Genomic DNA, 21160 nt, shown 5'->3' on the forward strand with positions numbered 1-21160 from the left:
GCGGGAGCGCACACAATCGATCCAAGGATGGTGACATGGAGCGCACGGCTTCCTGGCGGGCTACGATGGCGGTCTTGCTCGCCATCGGGCTCGGTGCGTCGGTAGCGCCCGCGTCGGCGCACACTTCGGTTGTCCATGCCACCGCACCGGCCGACGCCGCGCCGACGGTAATCGCGGCGGCCGCTGCGGCAGGTTGCAGCTATGCAACGGCGGGACCGCAAGCGCCAGCGATCTGCTGGCTCGACTTCACCGGATTCAACGCTGCGCAGGCGATGACTGCCGCCGGTCAGCACTTTCGTCTCTCGCTTCCTAGGTGTCGAAAGTCTCGGCGATGTCCTCGTATGGGTGAGGCTGGCAGTTGCGAGACCGCGCAGGAGGGAGTAGGCGCGAGACGGCGGGGCGGCTGCGAGTTTGCGTCGTCGATAATCGTCGGTCGCCCCTCCCGCGATCGTGTGTGGCCATACCGATTCGGTCGAGCTTCGGAGCGATGAACAGCGCCATTGCCTTATTGACGCGCCATGGCGATGCGGAGGCGTTCGTCGGGGTCGATCAGGTGGTTGTGGTCGTCCTCGCCGACGTCGATCTGAACCCAGTTGATCTTGCCCGTGAACTTGCTGGTCTGTGGGGTGTAGTCGGGGCTGACCGCGGTGCCCGATTCGTAGCCGACATCCGTGGTCTCGTCGGCGGAGAACACCATCGGCTGCGTCAACCCGACGCGGCCGGTGCCGACCGCTTCACCGTCGTAGTAGATCGTGACGTCGCCGCCTTTGGCCAGACCGCCGCCGTCGTAGACGAACTCCATCCGGACCTGGTGTCTACCAGGCGGGACCGCAATGGTGGCCTCCGCTGCGAACTCGTGGATGCCGAGGACGTTGTAGACGAACTTCGCCCTCCCGCCGGTGAGGTAGATGCTCCAGCCACCGAACCGCCCGCCCTGTGTGATGATTACGCCATCCGCGCCGCTGTCGGGGATCTCGACCTCGGCGGTCACTGAGAACGACTTGTTCTTGATGCTGACCACACTGTTCTCGGACAAGCGGCCCATTCCGGAGAACAGCAGCTGACTGTTCCCGTGGATCAACGTGGGCCGGCCGGCGATCTCGGGGTTGAGCCGATCGGCGGTGCGGTCATCGAGAGGCAGCACGTTGTACTTGACCGCCTCGATGAGCCACAGCCGCTGCAGCTCGTGCAGCTTCTCGGGATGCTCGGCGGCGAGATTGCGGCTCTGGCTGAAGTCGGTGCTGCCGTCGTAGAGCTCCCACACGTCGTCGTCGAACGCCGCGAGATCTCCGCCGACCATCACCCACGGAGTGCGGTGCTTGGTGACCGCGCTCCACCCCTTGTAGTAGATGCCGCGGTTGCCGAACATCTCGAAGTACTGCAAGTCGTGCTTCTCGGGGGTGTCGGGTTCGTCGAAGGTGTAGAGCATGCTCGTACCCTCCATCGGCGACTGCTGCACACCATTGACCATGGTCGGCTCAGGCAGGCCTGCAGCTTCGAGGATGGTGGGGGCGATGTCGATCACGTGGGTGAACTGACTGCGCTGCCCGCCTTTCTCCGCGATCCCCTTCGGCCAGTGCACGATCGTGCCGTTTCGAGTGCCGCCCCAGTGCGATGCGACCTGCTTCGTCCACTGCAGTGGCGAGTTCATCGCCCACGCCCAGCCGACCGCGTAGTGGTTGTACGAGGCAGGGCTGCCGAACTCGTCCATCTTCGACAGCATGAACTCCGGCGTCTCCAGCGCGGCCATCCCGTTGAAGTTCGCCATCTCGTTGAATGCCCCATTCACGGTGCCTTCGGCTGAGGCGCCGTTGTCGCCGATGATGTAGTAGATGATCGTGTTCTCCAGTACGCCCAGGTCCTCGATCGCGTCGATCACCCGGCCGACGTGGAAGTCGGTGTGCTCCAGGAAGCCGGCATAGACCTCCATCTCCCGCTCCAGCACTGGCTTGAGTTCGACGGGCATGTCATCCCACGCCGGAATCTCGGAATGACGCGGAGTCAGTTCCGCGTCGGCCGGGATGACGCCCAGCTCCTTCTGCCGGGCGAAGGTCTTCTCGCGCTGGGCATCCCACCCGTCGGCGAACTGGCCCTTGTACTTGTCGGCCCATTCCTTCGGCACGTGGTGCGGTGCGTGCGTCGCCCCCGGCGCGAAGTAGACGAAGAACGGCTTGTCCGGCATCAACGCTTTCTGCGTGCGGATCCAGCTCACCGCACGGTCGGCGAGATCCTCGGTCAGGTGGTAGCCCTCCTCGGGCGTCGCGGGCGGTTCGATCGGGGTGGTTCCGTCGTACAACGCCGGCTCCCATTGGTTGTTCTCGCCGCCGATGAACCCATAGAACTTCTCGAAACCCCCGCCCGCGGACGGCCACGCATCGAACGGGCCCATCGGCGACGACTGCCACACCGGCACCTCGTGGCACTTGCCGAACTGTGCGGTCGAGTAGCCGTTCAGCTTCAGCGTCATCGCGAGCGGCGCCTTGGTGTTCGGCTTCAGCGAGCTGTTGCCCGGAGCCGACGTCGCCGTTTCGGTGATGCTGCCCATGCCCACCGAATGGTGGTTTCGACCGCTCAACATCGCTGCCCGCGTGGGCGCGCACAGCGCGGTCGTGTGGAAGCGGTTGTACTTCAGCCCGCCAGCGGCGAGCTTCTCCGCGTTCGGAGTGGCGCAGGGCCCACCGAACGCGCTGGACGCGCCGAAGCCGGTGTCATCGATGAGCACGATCAGGACATTGGGGGCGCCTTGTGGCGGGAGGAGCGGCTCGATCGGCGGATAAGTCGTATCGGGGTCCTTCGCGTCGTAGGTCGTCAATCCGTAAGCGGGCCGATCGGGAATTGGGAGCATCGTGCGTGCGTGGCGGTCAGGGGTCATCGGCGTTCCTTCCACATCCGGATGTCGGCAGGATCAGCTAACTCCGATCGGACTGGCGACGCATCACCACATGGGGATGATGTCCGGGTTCAAAGTTCCGCGGTAGGTTTCGGGCCACGAAGCTCTGGCCTCCAAGCCGAGACCGTCCGGTGCGGACGTGGGAAGAGACTGGGAAGAGTCCTCGATGGTCGGTCAGTCCTCGATGGTCGGCACATCGAGGATGACCGACGAAGGCTCGTCCCCGTGTGTGGGACAGCAGCGGAACAGACGTACTGCCTCCATATGACTCGATGCAGCGTTGGAGAACTCGAAACGCCGATTTCACCGTCGTGGATTCGAGCGAGCTTGCCGGTTCAGCGAGGTCGCCAACCCGTCTGTGCCACGATGACCACGTGGAGAGTCCGCGAGGATCGGAGCGACGTGCTCATACTCGTGGAACGGCGGCGAGGTGAGCTCCCACAGCAGTTGCAGCGCCCCCGGATTTGACGTGAGTGTTCCGAGTTCACGAGCCCGGGCGAGCAGGGCAGGGTCGGCGACCACGGCATCCCGTGCGCGTGCGAAGGCATCGAACGCGCGATTCCAGCGCGCCGACCCGAACCCCAGTGGCGACCCGAGGGCCTCACGCGCGTCGAACGCTGCGACGAGGGCCTTCCATCTGGCGTCCTCGTTGAGGTCGAGAACCATCTGCGTGTAATCCCTTCGAAGCCGTCAGAGCAGAACGCCGCAGGCCTGTAGCAGTTTGATCCCAAAGTCATACTGCCTCTGGTGCGCCCGCTGCGAAAGAGACGTTGTCCGTGGCGGATCCACTGTTCCGCCGGCGACTGAGTCGGCTAATCAGTCCGGCCTTTTGCCGTTCCTGCGAAGGTTCTCTTCGACAAACCACGGCTGCGGCCCAAGTCTCGGCGCCGTGCCGGGGGCTGGCTGAGGTACCTCCCTGCCTGCCGAGGCTCCTCCTCTTGCGTGTGCTTCCATTCGGTCATGCAGTCTCAGCGCGCCGGCCGCGCGTTCTGCGCCGCGATTGCTGGTGCAGCGCAGCGATCTTGCAGGGCGTCGTTCGCCAGGCCAGATCACAAGTTCGATGCGCTGCGTTGCGTCCATGACCACTAGGTCGTAGTCGTTGTCTGCCCCGACGGAGGAGATGCGCAACGTAGCTCTCGCCCATCGAGGGATCTCAGCAGGAACAGCCCCAGCAATCGAAACCCTTCCGACTACCTCCACTGGCACCTCCACAACGTCCTCCCACACCGCCGCAGGTGGAGGTTCGGCATCTCGCGTAACGAGTGACAGTTGAACGGGCCCTCGATTCGGGGCTGCAGCGAGCGCTATTGAAGCGTCAGTGGATAGTTGCAGCAGACAGCCGACGCCCGCTCGGTAGGCATCAATGACTTCACCAAGTAGTCGGAGGCCACCGATCGCGACTAGATGATTGTCGACTTGGCCAATGCCGGACCATTCGTTCATCAGAAGATGACCTCGACGTAGAAGGGGTCCCATTCGAGGACGCGCTTTGGCCGGTAGAGCACCGCTTCGAGCAGGCTTCCCGCGTAGGAGTTCTCAAGCGCGTCGATCATGCAAACGCTGTAGTTTCTGGGATGCGGGGGCGCTACCGCAGGAAGTTCGATCTGACACCACGAGTACGTCTGAGGTTCTTGTGCGAACAATGCACCTTCCCACGTCGATGCGAACGGATACTCGTCGCACGACTTGCCGGAGGGTCTGGGGTAGCTGGCGGGGCAAGCTTCCGCTCGGTTGAGGTCTCGGAGGGTCTCATCGGTTAGGCGCGTGAGGGGGCCGGTGTCGAGTGTCCGCGAGCCGGCGAGCCCGGAGAGTTGTGCCTGGTACACATGTGCGGCGAACTCAGGCAGTGTGGCGGCGTCATACTCGATCGACGGCGTGACCCAGGGAACGACGCATCCCGGCTGCATGTGGCTGAACATGTCGTCGCACCGCATCCCTGGCGCGTACGCGCCAGTCGCTGCGGTGTTGGGGCCGATCTGAGCTCGAAACGAGATGTCCCAGAACACGGTGGGAACATACGCTGACTCGCCAGGTACTGGGTCCCACTCTGCGTACGCCTCGCCTTCTGCACGTGCGTGTAGCGCCGGCACCTGCACCGGGAAACTGGCGCTCATCAAGTCACACGGGCTCCAGCACGTTGCGGTCGCGGAGATCTCTGTGCCGACGGCGGCGCCCCATGCGTAGGACGGTGAGACAGACAGCTTGTTATAGAAGACCGTCATGTCGCTTAGAAGCTGGACGTAGTGATAGATGTTGAAGTTCATCGATCCGATGATCGCGCCAGGCCCTCCGCTCGAGCTCGTCTCTTCGACTACGAACTCACCGGACAAGATTCCGCAGATAGAGGAGCGGTCGGCGTAGTAGGTCTCGGTCACGCCCAGGTCAAGACACCACTCCGGAACGGGGAGATCGGCGATCTGCTCGGACGGTGCGATAATCCCGGCCCGACCTTTCAGGTCGACGGCGTGACCGATGGTGATGCAGCCCCTCAGTCCTCCACCAAGCGGTGAGAATTGTTCCCCGCTACCGCCTCGTAGCAGTTGCGGGTCAGCTGGAGCGGGGGTGACTTCGCTGTGTGCCGTCGCACCGGGCTCCGTGTCCGCCGGCGCCGCGACGCGGCTGTTGAACTCTTCGATCTGGCTTGGATCCTCGGGGCCGGCGAACGCAGCTTGTGGCAGCCCGAGGACGGCTCCAATCAACGCCGCGATGGCAACCGCGCCAATCCGCGAGGAGGCTGCCCTCAATCCTCTGCTCGGGCGCCTGCCCGCCCCACCCGAACGTTTGATCACGTTGGCCCCTCTCGTCGCCACCCCGGTGTGGCCTTCTGAGGCTGAGGATATGGGTGTGATCGATCTTCCATCTGTCCCCTCTTCGGCGGACAGCCTTGTCCGGCAGGGGAGTGCTACAGAAGGGTGGCAGTACCAACGGGCGCTTGGTGACCGACCAATAGGTCCGCCCAAGTGTCGACGGCGAGAACGAAGATCTCGAACGCCGTCCACTCGGTCCGTCTGAAAGGCGCCATCAAAGTCCGGCGTTGTCCGGTCTGAACGTGAGAACGGTTTGGGAAGGGTGGAAATCGCCCAGACACACTGAGGGTCGTCGCCGAAACCTCGAAACTGGCGGAATGGTTCGCCCGCACAGTCAGTGTCGCCCACGAAATGTCCCGGAGCCTGAGTTCAAATCCCTCCGTCTCCGCCATAAGAAGTCCTGGTCAAACTATATTTTCCAAGTGCGTCTGCCCACTTTTTGCCCACATCTAATCGCGTGCCGCGTGGCGGATGTCCCTGTGATGTCTCAGGACATGGGTGACAGTTCTGCATCAGGACATTGGTGACACTTTCTGCATCAGGACATCGGTGGCAGTTCCTTCGGTTTCGGTCCGCGTGGTTGGCCGTTGCCGACGTAGCGGATGCCCGGCGGAGGCCAGAGGTGCTCGACGATGAGGGTGCCGCGCTCGTCGAAGACCATGATCCCGGCGGCTTCGTAGAGGACGAACACATCCTGTCCGCGCATCGGGTAGCTGATGTTGAAGATGCAACCGCGGACTTTGATCGAACCGTTCGGGTGGACCGTCGCGACACGGATTCCGTCGAGCACCCGACCGTTCGGTGATGGTGCTGGCGGCAACGGGGCGTTCGGCTTCCGTGTCGGCAATGATCGTGGTCGGGGCGGTGTGGCCTTCGGTGTCGCTTCCCACGCCTGCAGCGGCGTGATCCTTCCCGGCAGCGCCTGGTGCCCTCGCTCGGTGTTATAGATGTGGTCGAACCGGTCGATCTGCGCTTGCAGTTCTCGGAGGCCGCCGGCGATGGGCTGCTTGTCGAGGTAGCGGAACAAGGTCTGGTGGAACCGCTCGTTCTTGCCTTGCGTGGTCGGCTTGTAGGGCTTCCCGGTGATCGGCTCGACACCGAGCCGGGATACGTACTCTACGAGCTGGCCGACGATCCCGCGGCGCGACGGGTTCAGCGCGACGCCGTTGTCCGACAGCAGTCGCTGCGGGACCCCGTGGCGTTTGATCGCTTTGCGGACCACACGGATCGCGTCCCTCGAGGTCTCTCCGACGGCGGCGTGGGAGGCGACGGCGTAGCGGGAGTGGTCGTCGATGAGCTGGAAGATCACGCATCTGCGGCCACCGGCGAGGATGTACTCGGTCGCGTCGAGTTGCCAGCATGCGTTCGGCGCCGGGTAGACGAATCGCCGATACGCGGCCCGCGGCTTCTTCCTCGGCTCCGCTCGGGCGACGCCGGTCTGCCGGAAGATCCGCGCCAGACGGCGATAGAGGGGACCGGTGTCACCCAAGAGCGACCATCTTGTCGTGCACGCTGATCGGCCCATGATCCAGCCCGGACTCCTCCAGCGCGCGCCGCACCCCGACTGCCTGGACCTTGACGTCGTTGGCGATGGTCGTGGGGCTGGACTTTGGTCGTCGGCTGCGCGGCTCGAGCGCCGCAGCCTGCCCCTCCACGAGGGCGCGATGTCGGATCGCGTAGAACGTCTTCCGCGAAATGGAATGCTCCGCGCAGAACGTCGTCACCGCCCCACGCGGCGCATCGGGCGGCCATTGCGCGATCGCGAGACGGACGCGGGGATCAACAGGCTCAACACGACTCATCCCTCACAGATAGACGGGGAGAAGTGTCACCCCCAACACTGCGGAAGTGTCACCGATGTCCTGATGCACTTTCGCCACCGATGTCCTGAGAGATGACAGTGGCGGATGTCCCTGGACGTCCTCAGGCGGGCGGCGGCGGCGACGCCCGCGTCAGATCGTCTCGCCCTCAATCAAGTGGAGAACAGCCGGCGCGGCGGCGGGTTGCGGCGCGCCGGCGCCGAGGGCCTGCAGCAAGCTCGCCGTGCCGGCCTCTGACGCCGCCACGATGTCGTACTCGATCGTGGTCAGGCGTGGCACGGCGATGCGCGACAGGTCGGTGCGGTCCATCCCGATCACCGCGAGGTCGCGCGGCACCTCGAGTTCGCGTAGCCGGGCTGCCGACAGTAGTGCCATCGCCACGTCATCGTTGTAAGCGGCGACCGCAACTCCGGGTGCTGAGAGCCCGTCAAGCGCTCTGACCGCCGAGTCGAGGTCGAGCGCCACGTTCGTGACGTCGATCTCGTCAAGCCCGTGCTGGCGTGCAACCTCACGCACCCCGTCCTCGCGTGCAAATCCAAAAGGGTCATGGCGCTCATCCTGCAGGTGGGCAAAGGCCAGTCGCCGATACCCGTGCTCGATGAGTGTGCGCGCCTGCAGCTGCCCGATGGCGCGGTTGTGGTCGACCTGGGTCACGCTCGGCGGGTCGATCGCGAGCACCCCGCGTCGATCGAGAACCGCTCGCTCGTCATCCGTGAATGGCGCGAACGACCAGACCGCCGCGGGCTTCATCCCCGCGACCAATCGGTCCAAGGTCGCCGTCGCTGCTCCCGCGATGCGCAGCACGAGCGTGTAACCGTGATCGGCGAGCGCGACGCTCATCTGCTCGAACAAATCCTGTAGGTGGCCGCCGAACGTCGTGTGGGGCAGAAGCGCGACGACGAAGTCGCTGGAACCGCGACGAAGCGTCCGCCCCGCGGCGGACGGCTCGTACCCGAGCTCTTCCGCGGACGCGTACACCTTCGCTGCTGTCTCCGGGGCGAAGCGATCGGCATAGCCGTTGAGCACCTGGCTGACCGTCGCGCGCGAGACGCCCGCGTGTCGCGCCACGTCCGCACTTGTTGCGTTCACTTCGCTCCCTTCACCATCCCACTTTACCGAGACAGCCGGAATTCCGCGTCTTGACACGTGATAATCGGATGTGGTCCAATGGGCATTGACACGTGATAACGCCGTCACCACCCGACTCAACGGAGAGACCATCCATGTCCGATCTCACGCCCGACACCGCGTCGCCACAGTCCGCCGCGGTCGAAGATCCGCAGACCGCGCTGCCGCGCGACACGAAGCTGCCGCCGTTCTTCTCGCTGCGCTTCTCCACCCGAGGGTTCGCGCTTGCCGTGAACGTGGTGGTGCTGCTGCAGCTCACCTTCTATGCGACCGACGTGCTCGGTCTTCCGGCGGCACTCGTGGGCGGGCTCTTCCTCGCTGCGAAACTGTTCGACGGTGTGACGGATCTGCTCGCCGGCTTCTTCATCGACCGCACGAAGACGCGGTGGGGCAAGGCGCGCCCGTACGAGCTGTTCCTCATTCCGTTGTGGCTGCTGACGATCGCGATCTTCTCGACGCCCGAGATGAGTACGTTCTGGCAGGCCACCTACCTGTTCGTGCTGTTCACGCTCATCAACTCGGTGTGCGCCACGTTCCTCAATGCCTCGGAAGCGGTCTATCTCAAGCGTTCGCTCCGTGGTGAGGTGCAGTACGCGAAGGTGCTGTCGCGGCAGGGTGTGTTCATCATCCTGGTCGCCGCGATCGCGAGCATCATGCTCCCGCAGCTCATGGCGAGCTGGGGCACCGAGCCCGGCGGCTGGACCCGCATCGCGCTGGTCTACGGCATTCCGCTCATGCTCATCGGACTGGTCCGCTTCTTCACGATCAAGGAACTGCCCGAGGATGAGACCGACCACGTCACCGAGGAGCGGCTGGGCGTCGCGGCGACGCTGCGGGCACTGTTCGCCAACAAATACGTGTTCATCCTCGCGCTGATCATCCTGCTGGCGAACATCGTCATCAGCGCGAACGCCGTCGTGGGGGCCTACTTCTTCAAGTACATCCTCGGCGATCTCGGGCTCCTCTCCCTGATCTCGCTCGCCGGAATCGTCGTCCCGCTGGCCTACCTGCTGTTCCCCCTCGCGGTGCGCACGATCGGTGCGCTCAACTTCGTGCGGATCGGCCTCGGCGTCGCGATCGTCGGCTACGCCATGGTGCTGATCGCCCCGAACTCCCTCGCCATGGTCGTGGGCGGGCAGCTCCTCGGCTCGTTCACCACCGTCATCACGATGCTCGTCGGCTTCTTCATGATCCAGGCGATGGCCTACGGCGAGTGGAAATCGGGCAAGCGCATCGATGCCGTCACCAACTCGATTCAGGGCTTCGCCAGCAAAGTCGGCCAGGGCATCGCCGCTGCCGGCGTGGGCGTGATCATGGGCGCGGTCGGCTACGACGGCCTCGCCGCTTCTCAGACGCCCGCGGCGGAGTCGGCGATCGTCAGCCTGTACTCTCTGATGCCGCTCGTCATCACGGCGGTCATGTTCGGCCTGACCTACCTCTACCGGGTCGACAAGCACATGGGTGCGATCCAGGCCGACCTGGCGGCCGGCGTGCATTCCGACACCAGCACGATCAAGATCTGACCACCGCCGGGGCGGCGCGGTGTCACGCCCGTCGCCCCGGCATCCGATCTCCCGAATCTCGAAGGACTGGACCCAATGACCGAGTTCCCGGACGACTTCCTCTGGGGCGCATCGACCGCGCCGCACCAGATCGAAGGCAACAACGTCAACAGCGACTGGTGGGCGCGCGAAGGCCAGATGCCCGGGATGGAGTTCAGCGGGGATGCCGACGACAGCTACCACCGGTACGTCGAAGACATCGCGCTGCTGGCGGATGCCGGGCTGACGGCCTACCGGTTCGGCATCGAGTGGGCACGGATCGAGCCGCGGCAGGGGCAGTTCTCGCGCGCCGAACTCGCCCACTACCGGCGCATGATCGCCGCCTGCCTGGAGGCCGGAGTGATCCCGGTCGTCACCCTGAATCACTTCAGCCTGCCGCTGTGGTTCGCCACGGAAGGCGGATGGCGTTCGCCCGACGCCGTGGAGCGCTTTTCGGCCTATGTCGAGAAGGTGACCGAGATCCTCGACCGGGTCGAATGGGTCGTCACGATCAACGAGCCGAACATGATGGCGATGATCACGATGATGACCGAGGCGATGCGCTCTGGTGACGCCGCGCAGTGGCAGAGCCCCACGGTGGAAGGAGAGTCCGATCGGGAGCGCATCGCGGCGGCACTGCCCGTGCCGACCCTCGACTACGCGCAGCCGATGATCGCCGCCCACCATGCAGCCCGCGACATCATCCGCGCCCGCACGAGCGCAAAGGTCGGCTGGTCGATCGCCAACGGCGCCTTCTACGCGAACCCCGAGCACGCCGCCAAGCTCGCCGAGGTGCGATACGCGTACGAGGACGTCTACCTCGAAGCATCGCGCGGCGACGACTTCGTCGGCGTCCAGTCCTACTCCACCCAGCGTGTCGACGAAAATGGCCTCGTGCCGCACCCCGAGCACCCCGACAACACCATGGTCGGCACCGCGTACCGGCCCGACTCGCTGGCCATCGCCGTCGGACACGCTGCCGCCGTGTCGGGGCTTCCGATCCTGGTCACCGAGAACGGCATCGCGACCGCAGACGACACCCGTCGCATCGCCTTCACCTCCGAAGCCCTCGCGCATCTCGCGGGCGCCCTCGAGGACGGCGTCGAGGTGCGCGGCTACCTGCACTGGTCACTCCTCGACAACTACGAGTGGGGGCACTGGGGTCCCACTTTCGGGCTGATCGCCGTCGATCGCGAGACGTTCGTTCGCACCCCCAAGCCGTCGCTGGCCTGGCTCGGCGACGTCGCCCGCAGCAACGGCGCGGCCATCACCCGCACCACCACAGAAGTACAGGTCTGACATGAGCACCACCCAATTCCACGAGGGCTGGACCTTCCGCCGCGCCGCCGAGTCCGAACCCGTTCCCGTCACACTGCCGCACGACGCCATGATCGGCGAACAGCGGTCGGCCGACGCCGAAACCGGCAACCACGGCGGGTACTTCCCCGGCGGCGTCTACCGCTACGAGAACGAATGGACCGTGCCGACGGATGCCGCGGGGGCAGAGTTTCGGCTCTTCTTCGAGGGCGTGTATGGCACCACGACGGTGTCGCTCGACGGGGCGGTCGTCGCCCAAAACGAGAGCGGTTACCGCGAGTTCTCCGCCCCGCTGGGCGCACTCGAGCGCGGTTCGACGCACTGCATCATCGTCGAAGTCGACAACAGCCGGACGCCGAACAGCCGGTGGTACACCGGTTCGGGCATCTACCGTCCGGTGTGGCTCGAGCAGGTCGGCGCGACCCGCATCGCCGACGACGGCATCCGACTCGACACACGCACGATCACCCCGGCCGCCGCCGTCGACGCAGCGATCGCGGTCGACGGCGAGACCGACGGCATGAGCGTGCAGGTCGAGTTCGCCACCGATGATGCCGTTGTCGCGGTGGCGACCGCCGACGTGATCGCCGGGGTCGCGCGCCTCGAGCTGACCGTGCCCGATGCGCGGCTGTGGTCGGCGGAGACGCCGTACCTGTACGAGGTCAGCGTCACGGTTCGACGGGGCGAGAGCGTCGTCGACGAGCGCAGGCTGCGATTTGGCATCCGCACCCTCGCCGTTGACGCGCGGCACGGTGTGCGCATCAACGGGACCGCCGTGTTGCTACGCGGCGCATGCATCCACCACGACAACGGCATCCTCGGAGCCGCCACCTTCGATGCGGCCGAGCGCCGTCGTGCCCGGATGCTGAAGGAAGCCGGCTACAACGCGATCCGCAGCTCGCACAACCCGCTCTCGCGATCGTTCCTCGACGCCTGCGACGAACTCGGACTCTACGTCATGGATGAGCTCACCGACGTGTGGCTGCAGCACAAGACGCCCCACGACCTCGCTGATGACTTTGAGGCTGTCTGGCCGGACGACGCGAGGTCAATGATCGCCAAGGACCGCAACCGGGCCTCGGTGATCATGTACTCGATCGGCAACGAGATCGCCGAAACCGCCACGGATGCCGGGCAGGACGCCGCCCGCCGCATCAGCGCATTCGTGCGAGAGCTCGACCCCACCCGGCCCACGACCACGGCCGTCAACCTGCTGCTGAACGTCATGGCGTCGCGCGGCACGAACGTCCACCGGGAGAAGCCCAAGGGCGCCGGCGAGAAGAAGAAGGCCACCAGCACCGCGGCCAACCTGCTCACAGCGAAGCTCGGACGCGTCATGGAGCTGGTGTCGCGGCTGCCGGCGGCCGACAAAGCCAGTAAGCACGCGTTCGCGGCCGTCGACGTGGCCGGCTACAACTACGCCTATGGGCGCTACGCGGCCGACCGCAAGCGCTACCCGGATCGCGTCATCGTCGGCAGCGAATCGATGCCCGGCGACCTACCCCAGATCTGGCGGCGCGTCGAGAAGGTCCCCGGCGTGATCGGCGACTTCATGTGGACCGGCTGGGACTACCTCGGCGAAGCCGGCATCGGCGTGTGGAGCTACGGCGACGACGCCGGCGGGCTCAACAAGCCCTACCCGGCGCTGCTCGCCGGCCCCGGCGCCTTCGACATCCTGGGCAGGCCGGGCGCTCCCGTCTTCCTCGCGCGGGCCGTGTGGGGACTTCTCGACGCCCCCGCCATCGCGGTGCGGCCCATGGACCGTGTCGGCCACCGCGCCAACCGCACCCCGTGGCGCACCTCCGACGCCGTGCCCAGCTGGTCATGGCGCGGTGCCGCGGGCGCCGCGCACATCGAGGTCTACTCCGACGCGGATCAGGTGAAGCTGATCCTGAACGGCCGGTCGCTTGGCCGCAAGCGTGCGGGCAGGCGCGCTGGCTTCGTCACGCGCTTCCGCACCGTGTATGAGCCGGGCGAGCTGGTGGCCGTCGCCTACCGCGGCGGAGTGGAGGCCGGTCGCTCCTCGTTGCGCACCGCCGACAGGTGCACGCTCACGCTCCGCGTCGAACAGCCGAAGGGTGGCGACGACATCGCCTTCGTGTGGGCCGAACTTGCCGATCAGAGCGGCGTGGTCGATTTCGCGGCATCCGATGAGATCACCCTCACGATCGACGGGCCCGGTGAGCTCGTGGGATTCGGCAGCGCGGCGCCCGCCACCGAGGAATCGTTCACCTCTGCCACCCACACCACCCACCAGGGCTCCGCGCTCGCCGGTATCCGCCGCACCGCGACCGAGGGTGAGATCGTGGTGACTGCCCGCAGCCGACGGCACGGCGACGCGACGATCGGTCTGATGCCCGCCGACCGCGTGCCTGCGCTGAGCACACAGCACCCTCGGAGGTGGAAGATGACTGCGACCGACCTCGAGACTCAGGCCGCCCTCGGCAGTGGCGCCTCGTTCTGGAAGACGGAAGAACTGCCCGGTCTTCGGGCGGTCGTCATGTCCGACGGTCCGCACGGGGTGCGGGCACAGGATGCCGACGTCGACCACCTCGGCATCGCGCCCAGCATGCCGGCCACCTGCTTTCCGCCGGCGGCCGGGCTGTCGCAGTCGTGGGACCCCGCTCTCGTCGAGCGGGTCGGTCGGGCGCTCGCGGCGGAGTCACGCCATTACGGGGTGGGGGTGCTGCTCGGACCCGGGATCAACATCAAGCGCGATCCGCGCGCCGGGCGCAACTTCGAGTATCTGTCCGAGGACCCGCACCTCACCGGCGTACTCGGCACGGCGTGGGTGGGCGGGGTCCAGTCCGGTGGCGTCGGCGCGTCGGTGAAGCACTTCGCGGCCAACAACTGCGAGACCGACCGGATGCGCTCGGACTCCCGGGTCGACGAGCGCACGCTGCGCGAGATCTACCTCCGCGGGTTCGAGAAGGTCGTGCGCACGGCGAAGCCCTGGACGGTGATGGCCGCGTACAACCGGGTCAACGGCGTCTATGCCTGCGAGAACCGCTGGCTGCTGACCGACGTGCTCCGCACCGAGTGGGGCTACGAGGGTGTCGTCGTCAGCGACTGGGGGGCCGTCGACGACCGCGTCGCATCGGTGGCGGCGGGCCTCGATCTGGAGATGCCGGGCGGTCATGGGGTTTCGGATCGGGCCGTGGTCGAAGCCGTCGGCGCTGGGACTTTGGACGCGGGGAGCGTCGAGCTCGCCGCGGGCCGTGTGACCGGCCTCCTCACGCGCGCGCGAGTCGCGGCCGGCCAGGCGGCAGAACCGGTCGACTTCGACGCGCACCATGCCCTCGCGCGCGAGGCGGCGGCGCACAGCATCGTGCTGCTGAAGAACGATGACGCGCTGCTTCCGCTCGCCCCGGGCGGAACGATCGCCGTCATCGGCCCCTTCGCGACCGTTCCCCGGTTTCAGGGCGGCGGCAGCTCACACGTCAACGCGGCACGCATCGACATTCCGCTCGATGAGATCAGGGCACTCGCCGGCGCGGCAGAGGTCACCTATTCGGCCGGCTTCGGCGATGCCGGCGACGCCGCCGCCTTGCGGGCTGAGGCCGTGGCCGCCGCGACGGCCGCGGACACCGCCGTCGTCTTCCTCGGGCTCGACGACCACGATGAGTCGGAAGGGTTCGACCGTTCGCACATCGACCTGCCCGCCGAGCAGGTCGAACTGCTCCGCGCAGTTCGCACGGCACAGCCCCGCACGGTCGTCGTGCTCAGTCACGGTGGCGTGGTGCGGCTCGCAGAAGTCGACGAGCTGGCGGCCGCGATCATCGACGGCGCCCTGCTCGGGCAGGCAGCGGGCGGTGGTATCGCCGACGTGCTCTTCGGCGTGGTGAACCCGTCGGCGCGGACGAGCGAGACCGTCCCACGCCGGCTGGCGGACGTTCCCGCGTTCCTCTCGTTCCCAGGGGCCGGATCGGTAGTGCGCTACGACGAAGGCGTGTTTGTCGGGTATCGCTGGTACGACGCCCGCGACCTCGGTGTCACCTACCCGTTCGGGCACGGACTGTCCTACACCTCGTTCGCCTACCGCGACCTCGACGTCCAGTCGGACACGGAAGGGCTGCGTGTCTCGGTGGTCGTCGCGAACACTGGCGCTCGTGACGGTCGCGAAGTGGTGCAGGTGTACGTCGGTGCGCCAGGCAGCGGGGTGCCCCGGGCGGTGCGCGAGCTGAAGGGGTTCGCGACCGTCGAGCTCGCCGCCGGCGCCGCGCAGCGAGTCACCATCGACATCGCCCGCGCCGACCTCGCGTACTGGGATGAGGCCGTCGCGCGCTGGGTCGTAGAGGGAGGCACGTACGAGGTTTCGGCCGCGGCATCCAGTCGCGACATCCGTGCCGCCGTGCACGTGAGTGTCGACGGCGATGCCGTTCGGCTACCGCTGACCGAGCACTCGACGCTCGGTGAGCTGATGGCGCACCCGGTCGCAGGCCCCATGGTCGCTGCGCTGAGCGCACGGCAGTCGGAGCACACCAACGACAACGATGCCGCAATGGGCGTCGACACCGCGGTCATGATGGCGCAGATCCCCGTGAACCGCTTGGTTGCGTTCAGCGGCGGCGAGCTCGGGCCCGAGCAGCTCGCCGGCATGCTTGCGCTCGCCAACAGCGCGGACGCCGACGCGTCAGAGCAGCCCCTATGAGAGCGGTCCGACTTCGCACCGAGTATCTCGACGAGCCGCTCGGCCTCGGCATCGTCGCGCCCCGCTTCTCGTGGCACGTCGAGGGCGGCACACGTCAGAGCGCCTACCGAATCGTCGCTACGCGCGCCGGCGAGGTCTTGTGGGACAGCGGTCGCGTCGCGTCGCCGCGCATGACGAACATCGCGTATGAGGGTGCGCGGCTCACCAGCCGTGACCGCATCGAGTGGACACTCACGCTGTGGGACGAACAGGACCTCGCGGGTCAGGACGCGTCTTCGTCGTTCGAGCTGGGCCTGCTCGAGCCAGGGGACTGGGCAGGAACGTGGATCGCCGGCGACTACACCCCCAAGAAGAACACCCGGTACCCAGTCGACCACTTCCGCACCTCGTTCGCCACGACAGCCAAGGTCGCCCACGCGCGCCTGTACGCCACCGCCCGCGGCGTCTACCAGGGGCACCTCAACGGGCATCGCATCGGCGCGTTCGAACTCGCGCCCGGCAGCACCGACTACCGCTCGCGCATTCAGTACCAGACCTACGATGTCACCGCCCTGCTCGGTGCGCAGAACACGCTCGATCTGCAGCTGGCCGACGGCTGGTTCCGGGGATCCTTGGCCGCCTACGGCCAGACCAACGTCTTCGGCCGGCAGACCTCCGTGCTCGCCCAGCTTGAGATCACCTACGCCGATGGACGCCGCCAGACGATCGGCACCGACGGGTCGTGGTCTTGGAGCAACGACGGACCGGTCCGCTTCACAGACCTCAAGGACGGTGAGACCATCGACGCCCGCCGGTCGCCGGGCTACGCCGAACGCGCGCGGGTCGTCCCTGCGCCGAAGGTCGAGCCGACGGCATCCGACAACGTCCCGGTGCTCGCGTACGAGGTTCTCACGCCCACCCTGGTGACCACTGCCAGCGGCGCGCGGGTGCTGGACTTCGGTCAGAACATCGCCGGTTTCGTCGGGTTCACCGTCTCGGCCCGCGACGGGCAGCGGATCCGCCTGCGGATGGGTGAGACCCTCGATGAGCACGGCGAGTTCACCCAGCAGAACTTCCAGCTGCGCAAGCCGGTCCGTGAGTTCGGGCGCATCAGCGAGGTTCTGCTGATGACCGACAACGCCGACCGCATCCGCGGCGAGCTGCAACCGACTCCGAAACAGGAGGTCGACTACACGTGCGCCGAGGGGGTGAACGAGTACCGCACGGCGTTCGCGGTGTTCGGATTCCGCTACGCACTCCTCGAGACCGAGATCGACGTGGACCCCGCCGACTTCCGGGCGATCGCGGTGTACTCGGCCATGGAGCAGACGGGCACTTTCGAGTGCTCGCACCCCGGTATCAACCAGCTCGTCGCGAACACGCGGTGGAGCATGAAGGGCAACTTCCTCGACGTGCCCACCGACTGCCCCACCCGGGAGCGGCTCGGCTGGACCGGCGACGCGCAGATCTTCTTCGACACCGCCGCCTACCTGATGGACGTCGCTGCCTTCTACCGCAAGTGGCTGCGCGACCTGCGCGATGCGCAGAAGAAGTCGGGTGTCGCGCCGGCTGTCGTTCCCTACAACGGGGTCGCGATGATGTACGACGCAACGGGCGGATCCGTCGGGTGGGCGGACGCGCTTGTCCTTGTGCCGTATCGCTTCTGGAAGCGCTACGGCGACGCCGACCTGCTGCGCGAGTTCTATCCGATGATGCGTGCGTACGGCGAGTACATGATCGGCCGGACCGGTCACAAGCAGCGCTCGGCCGCGGCATCCAATCCGTACAACCGCTACGTCTACGAGAAGGGCATGCACCTGGGGGAGTGGCTCGAACCCGAGGAGTTCCGCGACTCGGTGCGTGGCCGCGTCCCGCGCACTGAAGAGGCAACGGCGTACCTGCATTACACGATGGCGCACCTCGCCGAGATCGCCGAGCAGCTCGGCGATCAGGCGGATGCCGCGCGATACACCGAGTATGCCGACGGCGCAATGCAGGCGTACAACCACCTGTTCGTCGCGGGCGGAACCATCGACACCGATCGCCAGGCCAAGCTCGTGCGCCCCCTCGCGCTGGGACTGCTCGACGGGGAGGTGAAGTCGAGGGTCGCCGCACGACTCGTCGAAGCGGTCGAGCGGCGGGACTATCGGGTCGGCACCGGCTTCCTCTCGACGCCTTTCGTCCTGCCGACGCTCACGGAAGCGGGGCGGGCGGATGTCGCGTACCGCATGCTCGAGAACACGCAGTCGCCCAGTTGGCTCGCCGAGGTCGAAGCCGGCGCCACCACGATCTGGGAGGACTGGGAAGGCAAGGAGAGCCACAACCACTACTCGCCAGGCGCGGTGTGCCAGTGGCTGTTCGACACCGTCGCCGGCATCCGCGTCAACGGCGAGAACCGGTTTACGATCGCGCCCACCCCCGGGGGCTCGCTGAGCCATGCGAGTGCGCGCTACACGAGCCCCTACGGCACCGTGGCCAGCGAGTGGCGCATCACCGGTGAGACGCTGGCGGTCGAGGTGGAGGTGCCGGCCAACACGACAGCGGATGTCGTCCTGCCAGATGGCTCGAAACGCGTCGTCGAGGCCGGCGCGCACTCGTGGGAGTTGCCGACCGTTGCGGCGTGACCCACCGCGGTCGAGGCGTTCGACACTGAAGTCGTGCATCCCGACGACCTTCTGCTCGACCATCTTGACCTTCATCGTGCCGATGGCCTAGCGCGAGATCGCTCCCGGGTGCCGAGATGTCGTGCCCACACGGTGCCCACAGCTGAGTGAGGTCGGCATTGATCGAGAAGGATCCAGGGCAGGGTGCACGGCCCACGAACACCGAAGTTTTCGCGGACAACGGACCGAGGACGAACGGACCGGAACGGCGCTGATCTCGCCCGACGGGGTTCAAATCCCTCCGTCTCCGCCGAAAAATCCCCGGTAAATCGGGGTTTTTCTCGTCTGTGCCTTCGGCTCGAATGTCGCTTAAATGGGCGGCTCTCAGCGTCCAGGGGTCCCCAACGGGACCCTCGGGGGACCTCTGGAGCATCTCCTTCCCTCAACTGGGGCCACTCCACGCGCCGACTCCCGCGTGATTCCGCGGCGAAACGGAGATCGATGGTGTGGAGTACGCCACCCCGCACAGGTGGAGCCCCCCCAGGTGGAGCCCACTCGTCGACTGCCGCCCGTATGAGGGACGGCCAGGGCGCAATCGTGCGCGCCAGCTATGCGAGCCCCTTCATCCACGCGCGCGTGCGACTTGCGCGCATTCGACGATACGGCGGGCCCGCTAGCGCTGGGGCGGCAGGCCGAATACCGGCGTGTGGGAGTAGGAGGAGCCATTCTGACTCCCCACCGACGTGATCGTGTGCGGGCTCAGGTTGAGCACGTCACTTTCATACAAGACGGAGTCGCCGAAGTCCGCGTAAAGGCCGTTCCGTCGGACAGCGTTGAGCGCTTCCAAACCGTAGTAGCCAACGCAGACGCGTTCCGCGACTGCCCCGAACGAATCTCCCGACGCGACGACGTACGACGCAAGCGACCCGTCGTCAGCGTAAACCACATCGCCAGTCGCACCATTCCGCGCCCCCAGGTCCGTCATGGCGGCGAAGAGCCCGACGTCGAGCAGCGCACCGTTCGCCGGCCCGGGGCTAGTGGAATTGCAAGGATCAGCGCTCGTCGACGACTCGACCGCGTCTGGACTGACGGAAGAGGGTGAGGAGGCTGGTACGGGCGCGACATCGGCGTCGCCCACCACCGGTGAACACGCGGTCAGCGCGCTCACGACGAGCAGCAAACTCGTCACGCGAACGATCAGCCTGGACTGCTCACGACGCATAAGAGCGATCCTAGCGAGCACGAAATCCCCACAACTCATTCGGAGTTTCGATCCACATGCACGGTGGGTGCCACTATCGCGCGGCGCCCGTATAGGGATCCTCATCCGGGCTACGCCCGCAAGTGACGTCGCGCGTGGCACCACGCGCTTTGCGTCCGCTGGGCGGTCGGCTGACCTCTCGTCGTCGTGATCGCAGGCCGGACTACTTGTGCGGAGGCGAGATGGAAAGTCGCCGGATCTCTTCAGTAGACCAGGCGACGGGGGAGGATGCGTCCGGTGTGGTCACAATCTTGTCGAACATTGTGGCCAAGGGTCCGAGATCTTGCTGGTCGGAGCCGATGCGGGCTGCGGTGTGGTTCTCTTCGCCGTGCACGGGACGCCAGTCGAGCTGCCAGCCGGCGGCGAGGGCTACTCGGTTCCAGTAGATGCGTTGCACGCGCCCGTTGCCTTCGCGGAACGGGTGAATGTAGTTGATCTTCTCGTAGTGGCATGCGAGCTTGTCGACGAACGCGGCGCGGGGAAGGTTAGCGAGGTGATTGTCTTCCGCGAGTTCGGCGAAGCAGATGGCGGCAGCGTGGCCGATGTATCCGTGGGGAAGGAAGAACTGCGCGCCCGGCACATCCTTCCGCACGTCGATCGTGCGGATCTGTCCTGCCCAGTCGTATACATCCTGGAAGAGGTGGAAGTGGATGCGTTGCAACTCCTCCAGATCGTTCGTTGCTGCAACCGGTGCCTCGAGAAGCTGGAGTGCGCGAGCGAAAGACAGGTCAGCCTCCGCCGCGGAGAGTTCGTCGGTTGAGACAATCCCCAGACGATTTCGGAGAACGTCGGTCCCGGGGATGAGGTATGGGTCGACCGGGTCAGGTGAGGCCATATCGAGAGCGAACTCGATCGAGGAGCTCCGCTGAATCGATGGTGCCCGCAACGTAGGAGTCTGCGTCCGCGCGAGTCGCACTCGTTACTGTCAGACCCTCGATCTCAGCGCTGTGGATCGCGGCTTCGACCTGCTTCGCTCGCTGTTCTGTGATCGTCACAACGACTCCCCGTCTCCCACTCCAGTTTACCAATGCCATGCGACTCTCGTTGCCTTCGCGCCGTGGCTCCACCAAGCTCGGGTGTGGAGGCTCGTTCTTACGGGCCAGCTGTGTCCGTGATGCGTCAGGGGTCCCCCAGAGGCCCCCGAGCATGCCGATGGTGGTGAT

11 protein-coding genes and 1 pseudogene are annotated in these 21160 nt (G+C 66.2%); 4 read left to right on the top strand and 8 right to left on the bottom strand.

The genetic code is table 11. The annotated features are described in order from the left end of the window. Nucleotides 1-505: 505 nt before the first annotated feature. The 5 genes and pseudogenes from BKA10_RS15160 to BKA10_RS15180 form a co-directional block, all read right to left on the bottom strand. Nucleotides 506-2872 carry an arylsulfatase gene (locus BKA10_RS15160; RefSeq protein ID WP_183500732.1) on the bottom strand — a complete coding sequence of 789 codons (2367 nt, stop codon included), beginning with the start codon at nt 2870-2872 and terminating at the stop codon, nt 506-508. A gap of 321 nt (nt 2873-3193) precedes the next feature. Further along, entirely contained in the window at nt 3194-3556 is a 363-nt protein-coding gene (locus tag BKA10_RS15165) for a hypothetical protein (RefSeq protein ID WP_183500733.1), read from the bottom strand. 776 nt (nt 3557-4332) lie between these two features. Further along, on the bottom strand, nt 4333-5679 hold the full coding sequence (locus tag BKA10_RS15170) for a NucA/NucB deoxyribonuclease domain-containing protein (protein ID WP_183500734.1): 1347 nt from the start codon (nt 5677-5679) through the stop codon (nt 4333-4335). Nucleotides 5680-6559: 880 nt separating this feature from the next. Further along, a pseudogene (locus tag BKA10_RS15175) lies at nt 6560-7499 on the bottom strand (DDE-type integrase/transposase/recombinase); the annotation flags it as partial. A 150-nt stretch (nt 7500-7649) separates the two neighbouring features. Continuing rightward, nucleotides 7650-8714: a substrate-binding domain-containing protein gene (locus BKA10_RS15180; RefSeq protein WP_183500735.1), complete on the bottom strand. Its 1065-nt coding sequence runs from the start codon at nt 8712-8714 to the stop codon at nt 7650-7652. 26 nt (nt 8715-8740) lie between these two features. Between BKA10_RS15180 and BKA10_RS15185 the strand changes: the two genes are divergently transcribed. The 4 genes from BKA10_RS15185 (at nt 8741) to BKA10_RS15200 (ending at nt 18757) form a co-directional block, all read left to right on the top strand. Beyond that, nucleotides 8741-10168 carry an MFS transporter gene (locus tag BKA10_RS15185; RefSeq protein ID WP_183500736.1) on the top strand — a complete coding sequence of 476 codons (1428 nt, stop codon included), beginning with the start codon at nt 8741-8743 and terminating at the stop codon, nt 10166-10168. A 75-nt stretch (nt 10169-10243) separates the two neighbouring features. Next, nucleotides 10244-11485: a glycoside hydrolase family 1 protein gene (locus tag BKA10_RS15190; protein WP_183500737.1), complete on the top strand. Its 1242-nt coding sequence runs from the start codon at nt 10244-10246 to the stop codon at nt 11483-11485. A 1-nt stretch (nt 11486) separates the two neighbouring features. Continuing rightward, nucleotides 11487-16154 (top strand): glycoside hydrolase family 3 C-terminal domain-containing protein, encoded by a 4668-nt coding sequence (locus BKA10_RS16995; protein ID WP_183500738.1) that lies wholly within the window; start codon nt 11487-11489, stop codon nt 16152-16154. Then, nucleotides 16151-18757, top strand: a complete 2607-nt coding sequence (locus BKA10_RS15200) for a family 78 glycoside hydrolase catalytic domain (protein WP_183500739.1) — start codon at nt 16151-16153, stop codon at nt 18755-18757. Before BKA10_RS16995 ends, BKA10_RS15200 begins: the two co-directional genes overlap by 4 nt. 652 nt (nt 18758-19409) lie before the next feature. Here BKA10_RS15200 and BKA10_RS15205 read toward each other — a convergent pair. From BKA10_RS15205 to BKA10_RS15215, 3 genes are all read right to left on the bottom strand, one after another. Then, nucleotides 19410-19958, bottom strand: coding sequence for a hypothetical protein (locus BKA10_RS15205; protein ID WP_183500740.1), 549 nt, complete (start codon nt 19956-19958; stop codon nt 19410-19412). A 202-nt stretch (nt 19959-20160) separates the two neighbouring features. Further along, nucleotides 20161-20832, bottom strand: coding sequence for a Fic/DOC family protein (locus BKA10_RS15210; protein WP_183500741.1), 672 nt, complete (start codon nt 20830-20832; stop codon nt 20161-20163). Continuing rightward, nucleotides 20819-21145 carry an antitoxin VbhA family protein gene (locus tag BKA10_RS15215; RefSeq protein WP_338402331.1) on the bottom strand — a complete coding sequence of 109 codons (327 nt, stop codon included), beginning with the start codon at nt 21143-21145 and terminating at the stop codon, nt 20819-20821. The genes BKA10_RS15210 and BKA10_RS15215 overlap by 14 nt, the downstream gene beginning before the upstream one ends. Nucleotides 21146-21160: the final 15 nt, after the last annotated feature.

This window comes from Microbacterium invictum (assembly GCF_014197265.1).
Lineage (GTDB): Bacteria > Actinomycetota > Actinomycetes > Actinomycetales > Microbacteriaceae > Microbacterium > Microbacterium invictum.

What these genes read in the sequence shown, in the direction of transcription:
- BKA10_RS15160 (WP_183500732.1), bottom strand. Translation starts at nt 2,872, where the DNA reads ATGACCCCTGACCGCCACGCACGCACGATGCTCCCAATTCCCGATCGG.
- BKA10_RS15165 (WP_183500733.1), bottom strand. Translation starts at nt 3,556, where the DNA reads ATGGTTCTCGACCTCAACGAGGACGCCAGATGGAAGGCCCTCGTCGCA.
- BKA10_RS15185 (WP_183500736.1), top strand. Translation starts at nt 8,741, where the DNA reads ATGTCCGATCTCACGCCCGACACCGCGTCGCCACAGTCCGCCGCGGTC.
- BKA10_RS15190 (WP_183500737.1), top strand. Translation starts at nt 10,244, where the DNA reads ATGACCGAGTTCCCGGACGACTTCCTCTGGGGCGCATCGACCGCGCCG.
- BKA10_RS16995 (WP_183500738.1), top strand. Translation starts at nt 11,487, where the DNA reads ATGAGCACCACCCAATTCCACGAGGGCTGGACCTTCCGCCGCGCCGCC.
- BKA10_RS15200 (WP_183500739.1), top strand. Translation starts at nt 16,151, where the DNA reads ATGAGAGCGGTCCGACTTCGCACCGAGTATCTCGACGAGCCGCTCGGC.
- BKA10_RS15205 (WP_183500740.1), bottom strand. Translation starts at nt 19,958, where the DNA reads ATGCGTCGTGAGCAGTCCAGGCTGATCGTTCGCGTGACGAGTTTGCTG.
- BKA10_RS15210 (WP_183500741.1), bottom strand. Translation starts at nt 20,832, where the DNA reads ATGGCCTCACCTGACCCGGTCGACCCATACCTCATCCCCGGGACCGAC.
- BKA10_RS15215 (WP_338402331.1), bottom strand. Translation starts at nt 21,145, where the DNA reads ATGCTCGGGGGCCTCTGGGGGACCCCTGACGCATCACGGACACAGCTG.